Origin of the sequence: Colidextribacter sp. OB.20, assembly GCF_009911595.1 — a bacterium.
Taxonomy (GTDB): Bacteria; Bacillota; Clostridia; order Oscillospirales; family Oscillospiraceae; genus Lawsonibacter.
The window spans coordinates 1-19232 of sequence record NZ_QWKG01000055.1; the positions used below are offsets into that span (position 1 = coordinate 1).

The 19232-nt window shown below is 56.1% G+C and carries 19 protein-coding genes and 1 pseudogene; 1 reads left to right on the forward strand and 19 read right to left on the reverse strand.

All coding sequences use genetic code 11. The features are described 5' to 3' along the window. Positions 1–37: 37 nt before the first annotated feature. The 6 genes from D1641_RS13395 to D1641_RS13420 all read right to left on the reverse strand — a co-directional run bounded on the left by D1641_RS13395 (position 38) and on the right by D1641_RS13420 (position 3035). Positions 38–640: a hypothetical protein gene (locus tag D1641_RS13395; RefSeq protein ID WP_160666532.1), complete on the reverse strand. Its 603-nt coding sequence runs from the start codon at positions 638–640 to the stop codon at positions 38–40. Continuing rightward, entirely contained in the window at positions 637–903 is a 267-nt protein-coding gene (locus tag D1641_RS13400) for a hypothetical protein (protein ID WP_160666581.1), read from the reverse strand. The genes D1641_RS13395 and D1641_RS13400 overlap by 4 nt, the downstream gene beginning before the upstream one ends. Before the next feature lie 47 nt (positions 904–950). Further along, positions 951–1289: a hypothetical protein gene (locus D1641_RS13405; RefSeq protein ID WP_160666534.1), complete on the reverse strand. Its 339-nt coding sequence runs from the start codon at positions 1287–1289 to the stop codon at positions 951–953. A gap of 180 nt (positions 1290–1469) precedes the next feature. Beyond that, the gene (locus D1641_RS13410) at positions 1470–1640 is read right to left on the reverse strand and encodes a hypothetical protein (protein WP_160666536.1); all 171 of its coding nucleotides are present in this window, start codon (positions 1638–1640) and stop codon (positions 1470–1472) included. Positions 1641–1713: 73 nt separating this feature from the next. Next, positions 1714–2199, reverse strand: coding sequence for a hypothetical protein (locus D1641_RS13415; RefSeq protein ID WP_160666538.1), 486 nt, complete (start codon positions 2197–2199; stop codon positions 1714–1716). 215 nt (positions 2200–2414) lie between these two features. Then, positions 2415–3035 (reverse strand): TetR/AcrR family transcriptional regulator, encoded by a 621-nt coding sequence (locus D1641_RS13420; protein WP_160666540.1) that lies wholly within the window; start codon positions 3033–3035, stop codon positions 2415–2417. Positions 3036–3327: 292 nt separating this feature from the next. Between D1641_RS13420 and D1641_RS13425 the strand changes: the two genes are divergently transcribed. Continuing rightward, positions 3328–3912 carry a DNA-3-methyladenine glycosylase I gene (locus D1641_RS13425; protein WP_160666542.1) on the forward strand — a complete coding sequence of 195 codons (585 nt, stop codon included), beginning with the start codon at positions 3328–3330 and terminating at the stop codon, positions 3910–3912. Here D1641_RS13425 and D1641_RS13430 read toward each other — a convergent pair. The 13 genes and pseudogenes from D1641_RS13430 to D1641_RS13495 form a co-directional block, all read right to left on the reverse strand. Next, a pseudogene (locus tag D1641_RS13430) lies at positions 3842–5437 on the reverse strand (DNA cytosine methyltransferase). The gene D1641_RS13425 and the pseudogene D1641_RS13430 sit on opposite strands and share 71 nt — an antisense overlap. A 10-nt stretch (positions 5438–5447) precedes the next feature. Then, a complete protein-coding gene (locus tag D1641_RS13440) occupies positions 5448–6347 on the reverse strand; it encodes a conjugal transfer protein TrbL family protein (protein ID WP_160666587.1) in 900 nt (299 codons plus the stop codon). A 26-nt stretch (positions 6348–6373) separates the two neighbouring features. Then, positions 6374–6706: a DUF3852 domain-containing protein gene (locus tag D1641_RS13445; protein ID WP_160666544.1), complete on the reverse strand. Its 333-nt coding sequence runs from the start codon at positions 6704–6706 to the stop codon at positions 6374–6376. Between the two features lie 90 nt (positions 6707–6796). Next, complete coding sequence (locus D1641_RS13450; protein WP_160666546.1) at positions 6797–12958, reverse strand: SpaA isopeptide-forming pilin-related protein; 6162 nt, start codon at positions 12956–12958, stop codon at positions 6797–6799. A gap of 70 nt (positions 12959–13028) precedes the next feature. Then, entirely contained in the window at positions 13029–13802 is a 774-nt protein-coding gene (locus D1641_RS13455; RefSeq protein WP_160666548.1) for a CAP domain-containing protein, read from the reverse strand. A 127-nt stretch (positions 13803–13929) separates the two neighbouring features. After that, positions 13930–14757: a class D sortase gene (locus D1641_RS13460; protein WP_160666550.1), complete on the reverse strand. Its 828-nt coding sequence runs from the start codon at positions 14755–14757 to the stop codon at positions 13930–13932. Next, a complete protein-coding gene (locus D1641_RS13465) occupies positions 14754–15659 on the reverse strand; it encodes a cell wall anchor protein (protein ID WP_160666552.1) in 906 nt (301 codons plus the stop codon). The genes D1641_RS13460 and D1641_RS13465 overlap by 4 nt, the downstream gene beginning before the upstream one ends. Before the next feature lie 15 nt (positions 15660–15674). After that, on the reverse strand, positions 15675–16151 hold the full coding sequence (locus D1641_RS13470; protein ID WP_160666554.1) for a SpoVG family protein: 477 nt from the start codon (positions 16149–16151) through the stop codon (positions 15675–15677). A 16-nt stretch (positions 16152–16167) separates the two neighbouring features. Then, on the reverse strand, positions 16168–16818 hold the full coding sequence (locus tag D1641_RS13475) for a hypothetical protein (RefSeq protein WP_160666556.1): 651 nt from the start codon (positions 16816–16818) through the stop codon (positions 16168–16170). Between the two features lie 9 nt (positions 16819–16827). Further along, positions 16828–17577 (reverse strand): DUF3849 domain-containing protein, encoded by a 750-nt coding sequence (locus tag D1641_RS13480; RefSeq protein WP_160666558.1) that lies wholly within the window; start codon positions 17575–17577, stop codon positions 16828–16830. Then, positions 17567–18073 (reverse strand): hypothetical protein, encoded by a 507-nt coding sequence (locus D1641_RS13485; protein ID WP_160666560.1) that lies wholly within the window; start codon positions 18071–18073, stop codon positions 17567–17569. The genes D1641_RS13480 and D1641_RS13485 overlap by 11 nt, the downstream gene beginning before the upstream one ends. A gap of 15 nt (positions 18074–18088) precedes the next feature. Further along, on the reverse strand, positions 18089–18901 hold the full coding sequence (locus tag D1641_RS13490; RefSeq protein WP_160666562.1) for a DNA adenine methylase: 813 nt from the start codon (positions 18899–18901) through the stop codon (positions 18089–18091). A gap of 8 nt (positions 18902–18909) precedes the next feature. Next, complete coding sequence (locus tag D1641_RS13495; protein ID WP_160666564.1) at positions 18910–19230, reverse strand: hypothetical protein; 321 nt, start codon at positions 19228–19230, stop codon at positions 18910–18912. Positions 19231–19232 lie beyond the last annotated feature (2 nt).

Here is a 19232-nt window from a genome sequence, read left to right on the forward strand (position 1 = left end):
AATTCGATGATTCTTAAATCCAACCCGAACCGCCAGACTACATAAAACGTCTGGCGGTTCCGCATTTGACGCTTACCCTCTCTCCGTCAAAGCGGTCAAACTGTTCGGTAGTTACATCCTGCTGGTAGTACACCGCCAGCAGACGCATCATGTCCTGCTCCTCCGCCATACGGACGTGAAAGCCGCAGTCCCGGATGCGCTTCTCGATCTGCTTCAGATGTCCGGCATCTTCGCTGGACTTCTCATCCCTGCGGTAGACGAGGGCGAACTCCCGCGCTGAGGCGGTGGTGGACTGAATCTCGTCCAGGTGGTCCATGTCCTGGCGGAGCAGCTCCCGCAGGGCGGGGAGGTCCTCCTGCTCCAGCCGGGCCTGATAGTGGTGCTTGTTGCTCTGGAAGGACTCTCGGGAGTCCAGGGCCAGCAGCTCCACCGCCTCCATGCCCCGCAGGAGTTCCGTCAGGGCTCGGACACGCCCCCGGACCCCCTCGGCGGACAGGACGGAGAGGTTGTCCGGGCTGACCAGATAAAAAACCAGCTCACCTCTGGCCGTCTTCAGGCCGTGTTCGGTGAGCTGGTCGATTCCTATAAGCTGCCGGGTGGACAGATGCCGCCGCAGCTCTTTTTTCTGTTTTCGGTTCAAGATTTTCGCTCCTTCCACTCGTAATATTGTTGGTGCAGGAACAGGAAGCAGACAGCGCAGCGCAGGAAGTCCAGAATGCTGGCCCCCTCCATGCGGATGGAGAGGAAAGCGAACAGCACTGTCAGGATCAGCAGTAGCATTCCGGCGCCCTGGGTTAGAGCCAGGACAGAGAATAAAAAGCCGATGCCGATGATCGCAACGTCCCGCAGCTCCCACAGCCACAGCTTGGGTTTCGCTCTCAGGTTGTCAGGGTAAATATAAATCACAATCACCTCCAACGAGTAAAGGCGGCATTGCCGCCCTTACTGGGTCACATAGCCTGTTCCGGCTCCGGCTCCAATTCACCATTGGCTGTCTGTTCAGCCTCCTCCAACGCCTGCCGGATGCAGTCGAGGAAGAAGGCGTTCTGCTTGATGCCTTTCCGCTTGAGATAGTCCTTGAACTGATCGAACAGCTCGGCGGACACCTGAAAGGCCACGGTTCTCTGACTTTCTTTCATAGTGGATTTTCCCTCCGATTCATAAAATTTTGTGATGAGCCAGGTCATGTACTGGCCCAGGGTCTGGCCGGATTCCTCCTGACGCTCCCGGAGCCGCGCGTGGAGCTCAGCTGGGATAGGGGCGCAGAGATTCTTGATATTTTCCGCCATTTTTTGACTCCTTTCTGTTATTGACAATGCAAGTATAGCGAAATCTATGGCTGAAATCCATTCACAGAACCTAACAAAGATATTTCCGAAAACGAAGCAAAAGCAACAGGACAGCCGCTTATTCATGGGCGGCTGTCCTGGAAATATAGTTTACGATTGTATCGAGGCGCTCCCTATCGCTTACAGCAGGCTTTTGCTCCTGTCAGCAGTATCCTGGGTCAGCCCCCAGATCATAACACCCCCCAGGCTCTCTCTGGCGTACCTGGTTTTCTCCGCGATGGTGTCCACTCCGTTGTAGTAGACGTCCATGCCGTTGTAGGAGACATGGTCTTTTCTGAAGGCGTTTGGCAAGCGGCCAGGATGGTTCCATAGTCCGCCCAGCTGGGACGGGCGTAGAAGGGGACGCCCAATACCATCTTTTACCTCACTTCGTTGCAAAATGGTTCATAAAGAAGTCGGTAAAAGCAGCCAACTCATCATCCTGTGATACATAAACATACAGCTTTTCGTCTTCCAGCCAGTCATAAGCGTTGATGCCAATGTACCCTTTTTTGTCTGGGTAAATGATGAACGCATCGGTAGGGTACTTGTTACGATAGGCCTTCAAAATTTCAGAGCGGCGATAGTAAGTAGGATCGCCGCAGCCAGAAAGATCAGGGACTGTGGGAACGACCACAATCGTTTGGCTGGCTTCGTTCCAGCCAACAATTAGATTGCCAATTTTCGTTTTGCTTCCATGAACAAATCCATAGTTGAAACGGCCCACATCCTCGGTATATCCGAAAATCAGCCTGTACTTGTCTCCATCTTCAACGGCATGGTTAAATAGAACACGCATTTTCTTCGCGTTTGCGTTGCTCTTTTCCATGTCAATTTCGGGCCCCTTAAATAACTTACTAAAAAGTCCCACAATTTTTTCCTCCTAAATGTTCAAATGTTTTTATATGAAACTGGATAGGGCAGTCCCCACAGTATCATAAATGAATTGTGTTTCTCTTTTGCTTTTTGTTTTATCTCTATTAGTCAAAATAAGAATAAACAGTTTAATTTGTCTTTATTTTAACTAATATGAAATCCGTCCGAATATAAGGCCAAAACTGATATTCAGACGGATTTTCCCATTACTCAAGATGCAGGCACTGTTTTTAATTTCTCCAGAGCATCCACAATAGCGTTTATTTGAAATTCAACTGTTTCATCGGCAGCTTCGGGAACAAAAAAAGGTAATGTATCAGGGATCGCTTTGCGTACAACCATCACTGTCAGACTCAAATTCGTGAATAAATTGATCCTTGCCGCATCTGCCTTTATACCAAAGTTTTCTAGAATTTCTCCAAAAAGACGGAGTTGTTTTTGGCGGAATATTTGATAGCTTTCTTTGGATAGGCGTTTGAAAATAAGCTGCTGTTCTTCAATTGTTAAAACAGCAATTCCATTTTTCTCTCCGTAGCAACAGGCATAGAGAAATTTTTTTACGGCATTACGCCAGCTTAAAGTGGGATCAGCCATCAGCCTTTGCACTTGCTCAATAATTTTAGGTTGCTGCAAGTAGAGCGTTTCAACGATTAAATCTTCTTTCGTTGCAAAAAAAGAATAAAAGAAGGTTCGTGAAATACCAACTTTTTTATATATTTGCTCCACAGTAGTATGCTGTATGCCTTGTTTCGCCATCAATTCAAGACCTACTGTAACAAGTTCAGTTTTGATGCGCTCTTTATCCTCCTCAGAATAAGCTACCTTTGGCATCCCGTCACCTCCCGCCTAAAAATAAAAACAAATTTCAAGACTTGATTTTATTTTAACATATTCCAATAGCATAATGCAAGAGTGAAATGTCATAAGGACGATGTTTTTGGATGGGGACACTTTCGAGGCCCGCCCGTTTTTTGCCGGACGGCTTTCTGCGTAATGTGATAGTTTCAATTTGTTCTCTTGTATTTTCGTCAAAAATTTTGTGTTCCTAATAAGAGTTAATCATAAGTCTTGCGTCAGAGAGTTGGCTTCGGTATAATGTTCCCAAAAGATAGGGGGAACGCAGATGGAATTGAAACGCTGCCGCTGGGCCGACCCGGATTCAGAGCTGTATATTGCCTACCATGACCAGGAGTGGGGCAGGCCGGAGCATGACGACCGTAAGCTGTTTGAGATGCTGATTCTGGAGGGCTTTCAGGCGGGCCTGTCCTGGATCACCATCCTGAAAAAGCGGGAGGCATTCCGTCAAGCCTTCGACGGCTTTGACCCCGCCCTTGTGGCGGAGTACAGCCCGGAAAAGCTGGAGGCGCTGATGTCCAATCCTGGCATCGTTCGTAACCGGAGAAAGATCGAGGCGTCGGTCCAAAACGCCAAAGTGTTTCTGGCAATACAAAAGGAGTTCGGCTCCTTTGACCGCTACCTCTGGGATTTCACCCAGGGCCAGGTCATCCTGAATACAGATGATGTGGTTCGCGCCAGCACAGAACTGTCCGACCGTATTTCAAAGGATTTAAAGCGCCGGGGGATGAAATTTGTGGGCACGGTTATCATCTATTCCTTTTTGCAGGCGGTGGGTGTGGTCAACGATCATGAGACAGACTGTTGGTGCTATCCTCGCTCAAATGAAGCACTTGCACGATTTTGCCTATAAGGTGCTCCACGCAGGGAATTGCGACAGAATTACCTAACGCACGGTATCTGGCTGAATCAGAAGCCTTCGGGAGGGCTGTCCAATCGTCCGGGTAACCCTGGAGCCGTTCGGCCTCGGTCGGCGTAAAGCGCCTTATCAAAAGCGGGAAATTTACGCTCTGGCAAACCAGATCGGTTGCGTCTTTGCTCTGTCTGGCGCTCTGCGTAGAGACCACATCGCCGCAGGTGAATTTATCTGATCTCTGGCGGGAATAGAGGCCAGTCTGCTCTTGAAGCGTCAAAAGGAGGTTATTCCCGCCGGTGCCAGCCCGGCAGGATAGGGTTGGAGATACACGATGTGGTCCGGTATATCTGGCATCTACACCGTGGTTTTCAAATACAAGGGGCTGGTGTCCATGCTCCTGGGTGCGGAGTGTTCCACTAACATTTTCCGTGCAGTGCATGGCGCTGCCGCCCTGGTCATTGAGGCAGAGGACGGACGGTACCATATTGGTTCCGCTCTCCGCAGCTTTCAGGGTGGGGGAACACTCCTCCTGATATCCGATCCCGCCCGCCGTAGGCGCAACCCCGGCGCAGAAGCCTGCCGAGAACAGCAGACCAGCGGGATTTCGCCCGCCGCCGCCGTCCGCGCTGGCAAGGGTAGGGGCCCTGCTCTCCGGGGTAAAAATTCGGGCCTGCTGGGTGTCCCAGGGGTTGAGGCAGTCTCCCGTATCAGAGGTAAACACTTCAGCCAATTTTGTGGCCGCAGGTGAATCCAGGCCCGCTTGCAGCCGCAGCGCCGCCGCCAACTGCCTGGGTAAAGGTTTGCCCCGTTCTTTCGATCTGCGCAGGATACCCCTGCACGCCTTCTTCGATAAATAGTATTTGAATGGAACTGTAGCCTGCAAAATCTGCGACAAGAAAGAGTCTACGACGCCTTTGGGGCACTCCGAGGTATTGAGCGTCCCAAGTGACCCAAGCCAAGGAGGATCGTACTCCCAACACGGCCCCAGCATATTCCCAGCGCCCTCTCTCAGGTCTAATAACATCAAAGTGTGGTTCTTCAATCTGAAGGAACGCCCGGAGGACCTGCCGGAAGTCCTGCCCAGGCATGTTTTTCCCGGTTTTCGGGTCTCTGCCCGAGGAGAGGCAGCCTGGCACATTCTCCCACACTCCAAATCTGGGCCGAACAGCGATACCTGACCTTCCACGCCTCTTATCCTCCTCTCTCATCTCTGTAATGATACGAATTTGCTCCATGAAAAGGCCGGAGCGGGCGCCGGTTAACCCAGCACGCGCTCCGGCCACAGACAGTCCTGGCACGGGCTGCCTCCACAGACAATGTCCACAGGGGGCAGTCTGGCCCCATCCAGCTTGGTGATATCCCCCACATGGATCATATTGGGGAAATGGTGTTTCGTGACCAGAATCGGAAAAGGCTCAATCTCGCTGGCCCAGACCGGGACAATCCCGTTGCGGACCGCCGCCAGGGGAAAGCCGCCGATGCCATCAAACAAGCTGCCCATAGTTAATATTCGTTTCAGCATATTTTTCTCCTCATTTTGTCACTGCCTGGGCGACAGTGCGTGTGGTGTTAACGGCAGCCTGGGCGGTATAGACGGCGCTCATGATATTGGCCCTGGTGGTGGTGTCCAGGCCGAAGGTCCCGGCGATCCGGGGTACCTCTCCTGCGGAGAGCATGAGGCCCAGCCCCAGCAGAGCGTGTTGTCGGAAGACCATCAGGCCAGCCACCAGGATCGTGGATTGCAGGAAGGCTGTCAGGCACAGACCGATGACCTGCTTGATCCACTGGGTAAATCCATCGATATAGCCCCTGGGGACGCTGAACATATACAGACTCCCAACGGCGATCTGAATGAGCAGGATGCCGCCCCGCTTCAGGTTGGCGAAAAAAACCTTAATCACGGCGTAGGCCATCATGATAATGCAGAAGATCAGCATGATCGGACTGGTGAGGACACTCAGGCCAAAGCTGGGGGCGTCCGCCATATCCGTGATGCTCTCTACACTGGTCAGTTGCTCAATAATCCGCTCTCCCACTGTGCCGATGCTGGTGCCGGCTCCGGTTAATCCAATCGCGAATGTCCCCTGCAAGGATACCGACAGGGAATAGAGCCGCACAGGTACCACGGTGAACAGGCTGACCGCCATAAAGCCCTTGATGGCGTTGATGGCAGTCTGTTGGAGATTGCCCCGGCCTGTAGAGTATTCGATGCCAAACTCAAAGCCGGAAACTACCAGGCTGATGCCGAACAGTGCCCAGCCCAGCTGAGAGAAAAACAGAACGATGGCCTGTACCCAGTCCAGCTCGAACAGCTCCACACCCATATCACCCATAACGGCGAAGAAGTTGCCGAGAAAGCCCACCACCTGGCCGTAGAACCAGTCGATCAGGTTGTCCATGATGGTGGACGCTACAAAGTCAAAGATAAATATTTCAAATCACCTCCGGGCGGACCGCCTCACAGTCCAATGATTCCCCAGATATAGTTGGGCGCGGTCAGGGTGAAGACCAGACAGGCAAAGAGGATCACTGGGCCGGTCCACTCGAACTGGCCATGCTTTTTATAATCAAAGTAAGCCATCCCCAATTTGGTAAAGAAGGCGATGGCCAGGACCATGTCCAGCGCGGGGAAGACCACGTTCTCCACCACGGTCTTGATCTGGGCCGCCGCGTCGGTCCAGGTGCTCTCCACGGCGGAGGCCACATCCCCGGCGGCGAAGGCGGGGACGCAGCAGAGAGCCGCCACTACCATAGCGGCGGCGAGGATACGGAACATTTTCTTGCAGTTCATGTTGATTTTTCCTCCCTGTATTCAAATCAGATTTACAGAAGAGGAGCCGCCCTTGACAGGCGGCTCCCCAGTTGGCATGGATGGTCCGGCTCAATAGCCTGTGCGGGGCAGAGGAGCGGAGGGCTTGTAGACCCTGGTGACCCATCTGCTAGTGGCCATGATCCACTGACCGTTGTACACACCGCCTACATCCGCCTGGTTGACGAACTGGGTCCCTCCGGTGAGCCAGGACACCACGTTACAGTACACCTTGGGCGCCTCCACCTGCCGGAAGTTGCCGGGCACGATGCCGAAGGAAACCATAAACTCCGTGACATACTCGTTGGAGGCCAGCCCCAGCGCAGCAGGAGAGGCATCCAGCACATGGTTCTGTATGGTGCTCAGGTTGTCGTACATGGTACGGTACTCACTGTTCAGGTTGGTTTTATATACAATCTTGTAATTTCCCTGCACGTTGTAGGTGCCGGTGACGATCTTGTCCAGCCGAACTGCCTGGACGGGCAGGGTGTCTCGCCAGTAGAAGCTGGTGAGCGCCGTGGTGGAATTGTTGGCGATGCCAGAGAAATCATAGCGGATCTGCTGGCCGGGCATAACCTCCACAAAGCCGGTCTTCTTGATGGAGACGTTGGTGTACAGGGCCTTGTTGGTCATAGCCATCTTGACGATCTGGCCGGCGTGCTCAATCTCCACCTCAATGGGGGTTTTGTCCAGACCGTAAAATTCAGCGGCCTTGGATTCCACCACCCTGTACCGGCCCAAAGGCAGAGGCTTAGACACAGCCGCGCCATTTTTATCGGCGCGGATGGTATCCACCAGATTGCCGGTACGGTAGTGATAGATTTCAAACTCGGTATTGGGGATGGGGGTCCCGGCGGGCCAGCCGTTCATGGAGTTGTAGTCCTCGGAGGTCTTGGTGATCTGAATCTGTCCTGTGATAGCAGTGTTCTCCCAGGTGATCTCGGTGGTGGTCCCATCGGTGACGTAGACCGTCTTCAGCTGGGTATCCACCAGATAGCCGTCATTCTCCAGCTCCCGCAGGTAGTAGCGGCCAGAGCCGGGCAGGTCGTCGATATAAACGTACCCCTTGTCACCGCTGGTGTACTGTCCGATGGGATTCTTGTTGGCGTCGTAGAGGAGGAAGGTCACCCCATAGATGCCCTGCTTGGTAGCGCTGTCGATCTTGTGGAGCAGGATACCACTTACCGCCCTGTTAGTTATGGTCAGAGTGGTGGCCTTGCCATTCTTGATCGTGAAGTAATGGGGCGTGGAATCCAGCTTGAATTCCTTGGGGCATTCGACTTCCACGGCATAGAAGTCCCCAGCGGTCAGGTCCAGATGGGCGCGCCCCTGTTTATCGGTGGTGATTGTGTCCACCAGAGCACCGTCCATCTTTCTGATTTCAAACGTCACATTGGGGATGCGCTTGGTTTTGTCGCTCTCGCTGACCTTGACCAATTCCAACCCGCCTGTGCTCTTGTTGATGAAGGTGAGGGTCTGACCGCCAATGCCGCCTTTGATCTCAATGCTCTTGGGTGTGGTATCCAGCACCACGCCCTTGGGCACACGGAGCTCCTTGGCGGTGATGACCGTTCCCGGCTCCAGGTTGGGGAGTACGATGCGGCCATTTTCATCGCTGGTGTACTCGCCGTTGTTGGGGCCAAGGATTGCCCCAGAGGAGTCTGTGACCAGGAAAGTGACTCCCTTCAGCGGCACATTGCCAGCGTCTGTTTCCAGATATTTTTCAATCGTGAGTGTGGTCTTGGGAATGTTTTCAATGGTCAGGTCATTGCCGCCGGAGTTTCCACCGCTGGCGTTCCCGCCGTTACCAGCTCCGCCGCTGGATACGCTGTTGCTACCATTGCGGACAATAATCGTCCGGGGTGTGGGGTCCAGGACATAATTGGAGGGGACCCTGGTTTCAACCACTACGATGGTAGAATTAGGCATGAGGCCGGTTACAGTCACAGTCCCGTCCACCCCAGTGGTGTAGCGGCCCAAGACCGTCCCGTTGCCGTCCTTCAAGGTGAACTCCGTGTTGGGTACGGGTTTTCCGGTGACCGCGTCCAGTTTTCGGAGCGTCAGGGAGCAGAGGGGCTCATTGTACACGGTGATCGTCTGCGTGTCGGCGGGATTCACCTTAACCGTCTGAATCTGAGTGGCTGTGTCGATGACATGGGTGGGGAGTGTCTTGACCTCCTTGACCACGACGGTTCCGACAACAGGAACACGGATCTCCCCGGCGTCATTGGTCGTGAACCGGCCCTTGCTGGATAAATGCCCAAAGGCATCGTCCACGAAACTGCCATCGGCGTAGGTAAGCTCGAACTCAACGCCTGCCAGCGGCTGCTTTGTAACAGAATCCAGTTTGCGGACCACCAAATATCCGATTTTCTTGTTGTAGAAGCGGAGGATGTTCGCCCCGCTGTCGCTGATTTTGATGGTCTTGGGGGTGCCGTCCAGCACCACGCCTTCAGGCACCTTGATCTCCCGTGCGATGACTGTAGTACCGGGCTGTACGCCGGCGATGACCACCCGGCCATCCTCACCGGAGATGAACTCGCCGTTGCTGTTGCCGATGACGGCCCCGCTGGAATCGGTCACAAGGAAGGTGACGCCCTTTAGCGGCTTGTGCTCGCTGTCCTCCTCCTCGATATACTTTTCGATGATCAGGGTGTTCTCTGGAATGTTGTAAAAGTACACGCTCTGGTGGTCTCCCGGATTCACCACAATGGTCTGACTCTTACGGTTTTCGTCGATCAGGTAGCCGGGAATGCTGGAGATTTCGGTAAAAATCAGTGTTCCGGTCACACCGCTGATGTTGATTTGGCCCTCACTGTCCGTATAATAGATGCCATTAGAGGACAGCTTGCCGCCGATGTTATCCACGACCTGTCCGTTCGCATAGGTGATCTTGAAGCCCACGCCCTCCAGGGGAGTGCGGCGGTCCACGCTGCTGAATTTATAGAGCGTGACGGACCCCTTGGGCTGGTTGCGGAACTCCAGGGTGACGGTCTGGCCCGCCTTGATAGTAGCAGTCTGAGGCACGTCATCCAGGATATAGTTCGCTTTGGCCCTTGTTTCACGCGCCACTATGGTGGTTCCGGGGTCGATATTGGATATGAGGATTGTCCCGGCACTGTCCGTCACGAATTTGCCGTTGGCATCGCCCAGCATGGTCCCGTGGCTGTCTGTGATAAAAAATTCGCAGTCACTCAGAGGCTCGTGGGTGCTGGCATCAATTTTCTTAATGAGCAGACTGCCCTTGGGACTATTGCCGAAGTAGAGTTGCACCACGTCCTGCTCCTTGCCGGAGATATAGGCGGTCTGGGGCGCAGTGTCCATGACGTGATTGCCATCGCTAGCCAATTCCTCGACGAGGTAAGCGCCCGCTTTGAGGCGGTTGATGGTGAAGGAACCCCCAGGACCGGTTTTATAGGTACCGATCACCGTGCCGCCGCTGCCGCTGGTCCCGGACATATACTTGACCTGGAAAATGGCTCCTTCAACTGGCTCCTTCGTCACGGAATCGTACTTCCATACGACCAACGCACTGAGAGGGGTGTTCTGGAACCGGACAGTTTTGCTCTCATTGCCGTGGATGATAACCGTCTGTGTAATGGGTTCCTTCATCTGGAATCCGTCCGCCGGTTCCACCTCGGTGATGGTGAATTCGCCGGGGTACAGCCGCTTGCCCAGCTCGTGGACTTTGATCTCGCCTCTGGAGTCGGTAAACGCTTCGCCATAGTCAATGGTGGCGGGGGCCTCCGCCGCCTCGCCGTTGCTGGTATAGGTGATGTGGAATTTAGCGTGTTCAATGGCCTCGCCGGTGACGCTGTTCTCCTTAAAAATGGTCAGCTCAGGCGCTTTCCAATTTCGGAAAACCAGTGTTTTTTCATCGCCAGGGCTGAGTGTGATGGTCTGGGTGCGGTCCGCGTCCTTGTCCGGGACATAGTAGGGCGAGGGCACAAACTTCTCCGTTACCTCGTACACGCCGGGGTCCACCCGAAGGGAAACGGTCCCGTTCGGCCCGGTTTTCCAGTCATCCTGATAAGTTCCGTCCAGGGCTTTGACGGTCAGGACGGTGTTGGGGATGGGCTCCTGGGTGTCCGCGTCGATTTTTTTGAGGGTCAACAGAGGCAGCTTCTGATTCTCGAAGCGGACCTCCTTTTCATCACCTGGGTTGAGGCTGATGGTCTGGGTGGGAGTGTCGCTGATGAAGTAAGGCTCCGGAACAGACCATTCCGTGATTTTGTATGTTCCGGGTGCCACCCGCAGCTCCACAGTCCCATCCGAGCCGGTGGTGACATCGTGGCGGTAGTCGCTGTCGATGCCCTCCACGGTGAACACAGTGCCGGGGATGGGGGTGTTGCTTCCCTGCTCTACCTTGGAGATTTTTAGGACAGGCTGCTTCAAATTATCGAAAATCAGCTCCCGTTCCTCGCCGGGGCCGAGGTAGATGGTCTGCATGGGTTCATCCCCCACCACATAGGGGTCCGGGACGGACTTCTCAATGATCTCATAGCTGTCCACGGGGATATTGGAGAGGACGGCCTTTCCGTTCTGCCCGGTGGTCACGTCGTTGTGGTAGCCGTAGTGGATGCCCTTGACCTCAAAGACGGTTCCGGGAATAACCTCCTTGGTCTGTGCGTCCCGCTTGAGAATGGACAGGCTGGGCAGCTTCTTATCCGCCGCCGTCACGGTGACAGTGCCGCCGCCGTTGATAGTGGCCTGATCCACATGGGCGATAACCGGCTCAGTCAGTGTGGCATAGGGGGCCGGGGCGCTCACCTCCACAAAGGCGTACATCCCCTCGGTCACATCGGTGACGGTAATGGAGCCGTCCGCTTTGGTGGCCTCCGTGCCGATGATTTGGCCGTCCTTGATGATGTTGAACACCGCGCCGGGGAGAGGGTTGTCACTGTTATCCAGCTTGATAAGTTTTACCTTTACCTTTGCGTCATTTTCAAAGACAAGCGCGATGTCGGTTTTGCCGTCCCAGACGAAGGTCTGCTTGGTTTTACTGACGTCCGGGCTTTTGATATATCCCTCCGGCGGTGTGACCTCCTCGGCGGTATAGCTGCCGATGGGCATATCCTTCCAGGGCACGTCGGTGAGGTATCCGCCCGCGCCGGTGACGTAGGTTCCAGTGAAGTCGTTGTCCACGCCCTCGATTTTAATGACTGCCCCGGCGAGGCCCTTGGTGGGATTGTCTGCGTCCACCTTGCGGATGCTGCCCTCGCCGGTGATCTCCGGGCTGTCCGCAAAGGTGACGGTCACGGTCTTGTCGGTGCCATTGGGCAGGACAACATACTGCGGCCCAGGATTGTCGATCTCGTAGGACTCCGGAGGCTCCAATTCAGTCACGGCGTAAGTGCCGGCCTCCAAATTGGGTACGGTCACGGTACCACCGCTCCCTGTCACCACTTCCTTGGAGTAGGAACCATTTTCAGAGGCAACGAGGAAGCGTGCGCCAGGCAGTCCCTTGTTGGGGTTGGTGCTGTCCACCTTTTTAATTGTCAGGCTGTACTTTTCACGGATGATGGTCAATTCCCCGATTACAATGGCTTGTACATTGGTGGGTGGGAAGTAGCTGGTACCGGGGCCCGCGTAGGTGTACTCGTAGACGGAGCAGTCGCCCCACACGCCCTGCGCTCCCAGGTCGAGGATATACTGGGCGTGGTCCCGGAATGATTTGTCGTCCAGCTTATCATCTATGCTGATATAATTCGTATGCTCCAGGTTGTTGTAGACACACATCAGCTCCTCGGCGCAGGCAATCACGGGGTCTGCCAGCTGGCCGGTCTTATACCGCCAGACGATGGCCTGTACCCAGGCGTTCATCGTCCAGACATAGTCGGGGTCCCACACATCGTCTACCCCTAAAGCTTGAGCCTGGTCGGTAAACACGCCGTTGGAGTGGGCATAGAAGTATGCCATCATGGTGGTCACGGTGGAGTCGGTAATGGGCCTGGGATCGTTCCAGGTGTGACCCGTCAGAGTTTTGCCGATGCCCTTTCCGTGCTCACCGCAGAAGCCCACGGTGCTTGTTCCGTTGAAATCATAATGCATCAGGTGGAGATGGCAGGTCCCCATGGTGGGGGATACATAGGTGACGCCGTTCAGGTCGCAGTCGATCATTTTGATGGTATCCGACGCGGCGGCAAGGGCTGTACCGGGCAGCAGGCCCAGCACACAGACCAGGGCCAGCAGCGCCGAGATGATACGATTGTGTGGAAAATGGAACTTTTTCATATTTTATCAGCCTCCTTCAGGCATAGAAAGGGGCCCTCCAGCTGGAGGGCCCCTTTTGGTTTATATCCGCTTACGCATAGAAGTTTACGCTGTTGGGGATTCCGACGAACATATAGCAGTAGGTGACGCCGTTGTACTGTGTCACACCCACACCGATGCAGTCACAGGCCGGGTCGATCATGGTCTCGAAGTGTCCAGGGGAGCTGATCCAGTTATCGACAGCTCGCTGAGCGGCGTTGTCTGTGCCGGTGAACACGGTGAGGTTGTCTCCGAAGCCGTAGGGGTAACCGGCGTCTTTTGCGGTCTGGCACTCCTCTTGGGAGTGGTGCCAGGTGTAGCGCCGGTCGGAGCAGACTTGGGCGGCGTTCATCAGGGCCTCATTGATTGACAGCTCCGACACACCGTTGGCCTTGCGGGTCTGGTTGATGAGCCGGATCATCTCCTGTCGTATCTCCAGATTGTCTGTCAGGCCGGCGCTGTCCCCGCTGGCGGGGGCCTCCGGCGCGGTGGGGTCAGCGGATCCGACCGTCAGCGTTACGCTCCCGCGTTCCCCGGCGCTGTTGGAGGCGGTGATCTCCGCGCTCCCCTCCGCCTTGGCGACAGCGACCCAGAAGGTCAGCACCTGCTCTACCGCTACGATGTCCGGGGCACTGGAGGTGACGGTGTACTCGGTCCCACTGGGGCCGAGGATGAGTCCACTTCGCTCTCCCACCTCCAGGGTACTGCCCTTATAGCTGCTTACCCGGATGTCCGGTGCCTCCGCGGCCATAGCGGGGACCGTGAGGACGAGGGTGAGGGCGGATGCCGTCATCGCGGCGGCGATTCGTTTTTTCATGCTATTCATACTTTTTCCTCCTGCATTCAATATTTTTTGGAGCTTTTGCAAGCAATACAATATCGAAAAAGAGGCCAAAAGTCGAGAGAAAACAGCAATCTAAAACGGAGAAAAACAGGGGCAGAAACGAAGCATATTACCTAATTTCCACGCCTTGGACGCACCACCGCTGGTCCCGTTCATCGCGGACACAGGTGTAGAGGGTGATCATATTAGAAGAAGAGGCGGCAAGGGCGCTGCGGTCTGTCTCACTCACCTTGGAGACGCTGGTCACCTCGTAGGTGCGAGTCCCCAGCTTGGTGGTCAGTGTGATGGTATCGCCCAGTTCCAGCGTGTGGATCTTCCCAAAGTGGTTGTTCACACCACGGTTATGGGCCGCCAAGGCCACGTTGCCGTCCCAGATGGAGGTCTCGGTAAAGTGGCCTGCGCCTTTGGCAAGGGTCTTGCTGTCCGTGCCCTGGTAGACCTTGACGGACAGGTCGATGGCAGGGATCTTCAGTGTTCCCAGGCTGCCGTTGCTGTAGTAGAGGTCGTCCGTCACTGCTGTGTAACCGCTGGAGGTACTGCCGGGGGTGGTCACAGTCACCGAGGACGAGCCGGGGACGTAGATGGAGCCGCCACCCATGGCGGGAGGCGGGACCACGCCGGTGCTGCCATTGATAACAGCCCCAGCGGTGGGCTGATAGCCGGGAGCTAGATTGGGCGTGAGCGGCGTGCCGGTGTTCAGCGTGTCGGCGCTGCAGCTGCCAAAAGTGGGCGGGGCAAGGGCGGCGTTCTTGCTCACATCCTCGTTTTTTAGAGCGCCATTATCGGGAGTGTGGACCACCTCAAAGGACGTGGGCTTGCCGTACTCCGGTTCGCCGGGGCCGCTGATTGTATACTCCAACGGTGTAGCGGCGCTGGTGGGAATCATCAGGGAAACGGTCAGGCACAGAACAGAGAGAAAAACAGAAAATTTTTTCATTCGGAATCCTCCTCATTTTCTTTGCGGTGTTTCAGGAACAGGGCCACGCCTACTCCCGTGCCGGCTACAGCAATGACGCCCAGAGGCGCCAGCAGGAGCGGCCAGTTGAAACCGGATGGGTTTTGGGTGCTGGGGTCGGGCACGGGCTCGATAGGTTTGAGGGGCGTACCCTCGAAGATGGCCACATACCGGGTCTTGTTCAACGCGATCCTGCCGACAGTACCGCTGTAGTCGGCGGTCACCGTGTAGCCCTTCACATAGCTGCTGGTGGCGCTGCCGGTGTAGGTGGCCACGGCGGTGTAGCGGTCGCCCAGAGTGTAGTCGTCCAGGCTGCCGGTGTTGTCTGTCTGCCAGCTGATATTCTGGAGAGTCAGAGTGCGGCCGCCGTCCTGGATCGTCTTGGGGATATACTGGGTATCCTGACCCGCCAGATTGGGATAAGTCCGGGTGGCAGAAACCTCCTTGGCGGAGCTGCCGTATCCAGCCACCTCCACCTGCACCGTATCCAGCCGGAGGGACAGGGTCCCGGTGAGGCCGTCCTCGGTGACAAATTCCCTTTCAGCGGGCAGCAGGGCCAGCACGGACTCCATGTCCTTGTTCTTGCTGGGGATGGAGACGGTTTCGGTGTGGAACCGCTCCTCATGCTCCGGAGCCTCCTGCTTGAGCAGGTCCACCAGCGTGTAGCGGAAGCCCTCCTGCTCAAAGTCGGACCGGGCGATCCCAGCGGGGTCCTCCTCTGGGGAGAGGTCATAGACTTTGCGGATCTCGGAGCCATCCTCACTCCGGGTCACGGAGGTGGGGTAGCACGCAGGACTGGGGGCTTGGTCCGCCGCGTAAGCGGCGGGGGCCATGATTAGGGTCAGGGCCAATGCTGCGGCGCACAATACGAATGCTTTTTTCATCTTCTGTTCTCTCCTTTACATCGTCATTGCAGGTGCGGGCGGAGCCTCCTGTTCCTGCGGGGCCACCTGCTGCCGCTGGGGCAGCTGGGCCAGCTCCTGTCGGTAGGCGGCCACCACTGCGTCGCTGAACATCGTGGCAGAGCCCAGCGTAGCGGGTCTGCCACGAAGAGGAGGAGCAACGAAATGAGCGAGCTTTCGGGCTTTGCCCGGAAGCGAGGGATATGGAGTTTGCGACGACGAGGTGCAGGGGAAGCAGATGTCCTTGTAGCCGTCCCTGCTCTTATAGTGGGGCATGGAGACGAAGGGGCCGTTCTCGCTGCTGATGACCTTGACGCCCCGGACAGCGAAACAACCGTTCAGGGTCACCGAGGCGTTAGCCAGCACATTCCCGCTGGTGTTCAGGGCGTGGATTTTGACCTCCATCTGCATGGGGAGAGCCTCCTGCTCAGGGGCACTCTGGGGTGTGGTTTTGCTCTGGGATTTGCTGTTCATGATCCTTTCCTCCTATTTAACTTTTCTTATGGTCAAGCCGTTCCTGTGTGCGGCGGGCCAACATCAGATACTCCCAGTGGGAGACTTCCAGCGGGGCAAAGGTTCCGTCCGCCGTTATCCCGTCCACACGGTATTTGGTAATGACGGGATAGTGGAAGGACTGTTCCGGCGCGGAGTAACGGCGTTTCAGCTCTGTGGGGGATATCCAGCCGGTGCCGGACAGGTAGAGCCAGCGGACGGCAGATTTCAGAATGCCTGGGACATCGGGCCAGAGGTATTTGCCCTTCAGCCGTTGTTTGGAGGCGCCCCAATTTCCGGGGGCGGGGACCAGCTTGTCCACAGCAAGGCAGTATCGGATATCCAGTTGGGATGCCAGTTCTCTGGCCAAGGAGATCACGCCCTCCTCCTTTTTCCATAGGGGGAGGGCGAGGAAGTCCAGGACCAGGACATTCTCCCAGGTACCGGCGCTGACGGGCAGACGGCGGGCCAGCTCCACATCCTGTTCTCCGTTGCTGATGCCTATGACCTTGACGGCGTCATCCGGCAGGGAACAGTACTGTTCCAGCGCATCCCGGAAGTCCAGGAAGCGGGACAGCCGCCAGCCGTTCTCTCCCTGGGGATCGTACCCAAGGCGCAGATCATCTATGGTATAATAGGATAACTTCATGGCCGCACCTCAGCTCATGGTCATACCGCCCATGGCGGGGCCGCTGTCCTGTTCCTGCTTGGGGCCTCGCAATTCCTCCAGCTTCTCCATCGCCCAGTCCGGCAGATACTGCTCGTCCAGAACTCCGACAAAGTCGGAGCGGTTCCAGCGGGTCTTCTCCCCGTCGCCCAGACAGGTGGCATAGACCGCGTGCCCACGGGATGTGGGAGAACAGCCAAAGCCCCCCTCGCCGTACCAGAGCTGGCTGCGGGGGTCCCAGCAAGCCTCCCGAAGCGTATCGGGGCTCATTACCAGCACCTTGCCCTTGTAGTCCTGCTCATGCTGGGCACCAACGCAGTGCTCCGGACCGAACAGCCCCAGTGCCTGGTACGCATTCCTGGCCTGGCCGATGAACGCTTCCAACAGCGGAGCGGCGGTGTCCACCGCATAGCAGCGGTTATACTTGCCGTCCGGGGGAATGTAGGTCCCACGGCCCCACTGATGAATCTCCTCGCTGATCAGCTCCGGACAGCTCATCTGCTTCAGGGAGTTAGCCAGAACGAAGTTCACCCGCTTGAAGCCGAACGCTTCCAGCACAGACTGGGCGCAACCCTCGGACAGCGACTCGTCCGCATCATTGAAATGCTCCCGGATGGCCTGCTTTATGGCGAGTGCGCAGCGGGCATTTTCCCCAAAGCTGTCCTCATGCATCTGCGTCTCCTTATGGCGGCGGGCCTCCGCTCTGGAGTTGGGGTAGACATAGGGAAAGTCACTTGCCATAGACGATATCCTCCATAATCATGTGTTCCTCCAGCTCGCCCAGGCAGGCGCCGACCGCGGTAAAGGTCTCCAGCAGCTCGGGCGGGATGTCACGCAGGTCGTGCCGATGTTCCGCCGCGGAAATCGTTACGGAGGAGTTCTCTTCATTGACCTCAGCGCACAGCTTGGCGTCCTGGGGGATTCCGGCCTCCTGCCGCAGGTAGTCGGGCAGGTCAATGCCAGCCTCATCCAGATCATCATAGGGACAGCTGTTCTCGCCGCACTGCTCGCAGGGGCCGCAGACCTCAGACAAGTGGGTGATCAGATCTGCTGCCAGGCCCGCCAGTGTGTGGGCGGCAGCCAGCAGCTCCGGGGCGGTCATCTGCCCTTTCAGAAGGACCAGGGCGTGGTCCAGCGTGTGCAGCTCCAGTTTCTCGTTGTCAGGGAGCTTGCTGATTTTCAGGGTACCGGGTGTGATGTAGACTCCTTTTAAAGATGGTCTTTTTACAAAGTTCATGTTTTTTCCTCCATGTCAGTCAAAAAGATTGAATTGTTTAGGCACATACAGCCCACGCTCGTTCATGTCGTAGTTGGCGATGAACACCTCCTCAAACTGGCAGTTGGGGTCGTACCGCTGTTTGATATTGTTCAGCCGGGTGATGGACTGAATATGAATGCTGGGGGCGTCGTACAGGTCACGGACAAAGGCGTCGTCGTTGTAGGAGAGCAGGAACTTTCCTTCCATGGACAGCAGCCTGTCCCGCAAACGGATGTGGTCTTTCTCTGTAAATCCGTCCTTTCCAATGTTCTGGTAGTACCCCTCGGTGGCGTGGTAGGGCGGGTCGCAGTAGAACAGGCTGTCCTCCCGGTCGTAGTGACGGATGAGCTGCTCGAAATCCTGGTTTTCCACCAGCACATCTTTCAGTCTCCGGTTCGCTTGCAGGATCAGCGGAAAATCACTCCACATATCGTGGGGCTGGCTGCCATAGCTGAGCAGGCCCGAGGCGTAGCTGAAACGGATGACCTGATAGAACCAGGACGCTTTTTGTACCGGCGACGCCGGGACATTCTGGGCAAGCGAATCCCGTGCCCACTCAAAATTCTCACGGGAATTGATTACATAACGCAGGGACTCGATCAGCTCATTGGGATGCTCCTGTACACAGCGGTACAGATTGGCGAGAAGATGATTAAAGTCGTTGTAGACCTCAAAATCCTTTCCAGGGTTTTTGTAGAACAGCACCCAGGCCGCTCCCCCGAAAACCTCAATGTACCGCTTATATCCCAAGGGAAACCGCTTGACAATCTCCTCCCGGAGCGCCTTTTTCCCGCCTACCCAGCTCATGAAGCTGTTCAGGGGGAATCACCTCCGACGCCGTCCATCTCGCCAAAGTCCTCCAGGGCCGCCTCCAGGCCGGCGATGGCCTTCTCCAAGCCAGTGACCATCTGCCTCAGCTGGCGGATGGTGGTATAGACCTCGCCGGCGGTAGCGGCGTAGAAGTAGCCCTGCCGGTCGCTGGCGATAGGGACACCCTTTCGCCTGAGCCGGTTGACCAGCCTGCGCAGGTCGGCGCCGCTCAGGCCCAGGGCCCTCTCCAGATCCACGCCGCTCACCCGGTATTTCCTGCCGGGACAGGCCCCTTTCAGATAGCTCAAAAGTCTTTCTTCTCGCATTT

Coding starts and splice junctions, on each gene's coding strand:
- D1641_RS13425 (WP_160666542.1), top strand. CDS start 3,328: ATGGAATTGAAACGCTGCCGCTGGGCCGACCCGGATTCAGAGCTGTAT.
- D1641_RS13405 (WP_160666534.1), bottom strand. CDS start 1,289: ATGGCGGAAAATATCAAGAATCTCTGCGCCCCTATCCCAGCTGAGCTC.
- D1641_RS13420 (WP_160666540.1), bottom strand. CDS start 3,035: ATGCCAAAGGTAGCTTATTCTGAGGAGGATAAAGAGCGCATCAAAACT.
- D1641_RS13455 (WP_160666548.1), bottom strand. CDS start 13,802: ATGAATAGCATGAAAAAACGAATCGCCGCCGCGATGACGGCATCCGCC.
- D1641_RS13465 (WP_160666552.1), bottom strand. CDS start 15,659: ATGAAAAAAGCATTCGTATTGTGCGCCGCAGCATTGGCCCTGACCCTA.
- D1641_RS13460 (WP_160666550.1), bottom strand. CDS start 14,757: ATGAAAAAATTTTCTGTTTTTCTCTCTGTTCTGTGCCTGACCGTTTCC.
- D1641_RS13470 (WP_160666554.1), bottom strand. CDS start 16,151: ATGAACAGCAAATCCCAGAGCAAAACCACACCCCAGAGTGCCCCTGAG.
- D1641_RS13450 (WP_160666546.1), bottom strand. CDS start 12,958: ATGAAAAAGTTCCATTTTCCACACAATCGTATCATCTCGGCGCTGCTG.
- D1641_RS13490 (WP_160666562.1), bottom strand. CDS start 18,901: ATGAGCTGGGTAGGCGGGAAAAAGGCGCTCCGGGAGGAGATTGTCAAG.
- D1641_RS13475 (WP_160666556.1), bottom strand. CDS start 16,818: ATGAAGTTATCCTATTATACCATAGATGATCTGCGCCTTGGGTACGAT.
- D1641_RS13485 (WP_160666560.1), bottom strand. CDS start 18,073: ATGAACTTTGTAAAAAGACCATCTTTAAAAGGAGTCTACATCACACCC.
- D1641_RS13445 (WP_160666544.1), bottom strand. CDS start 6,706: ATGAACTGCAAGAAAATGTTCCGTATCCTCGCCGCCGCTATGGTAGTG.
- D1641_RS13480 (WP_160666558.1), bottom strand. CDS start 17,577: ATGGCAAGTGACTTTCCCTATGTCTACCCCAACTCCAGAGCGGAGGCC.
- D1641_RS13495 (WP_160666564.1), bottom strand. CDS start 19,230: ATGCGAGAAGAAAGACTTTTGAGCTATCTGAAAGGGGCCTGTCCCGGC.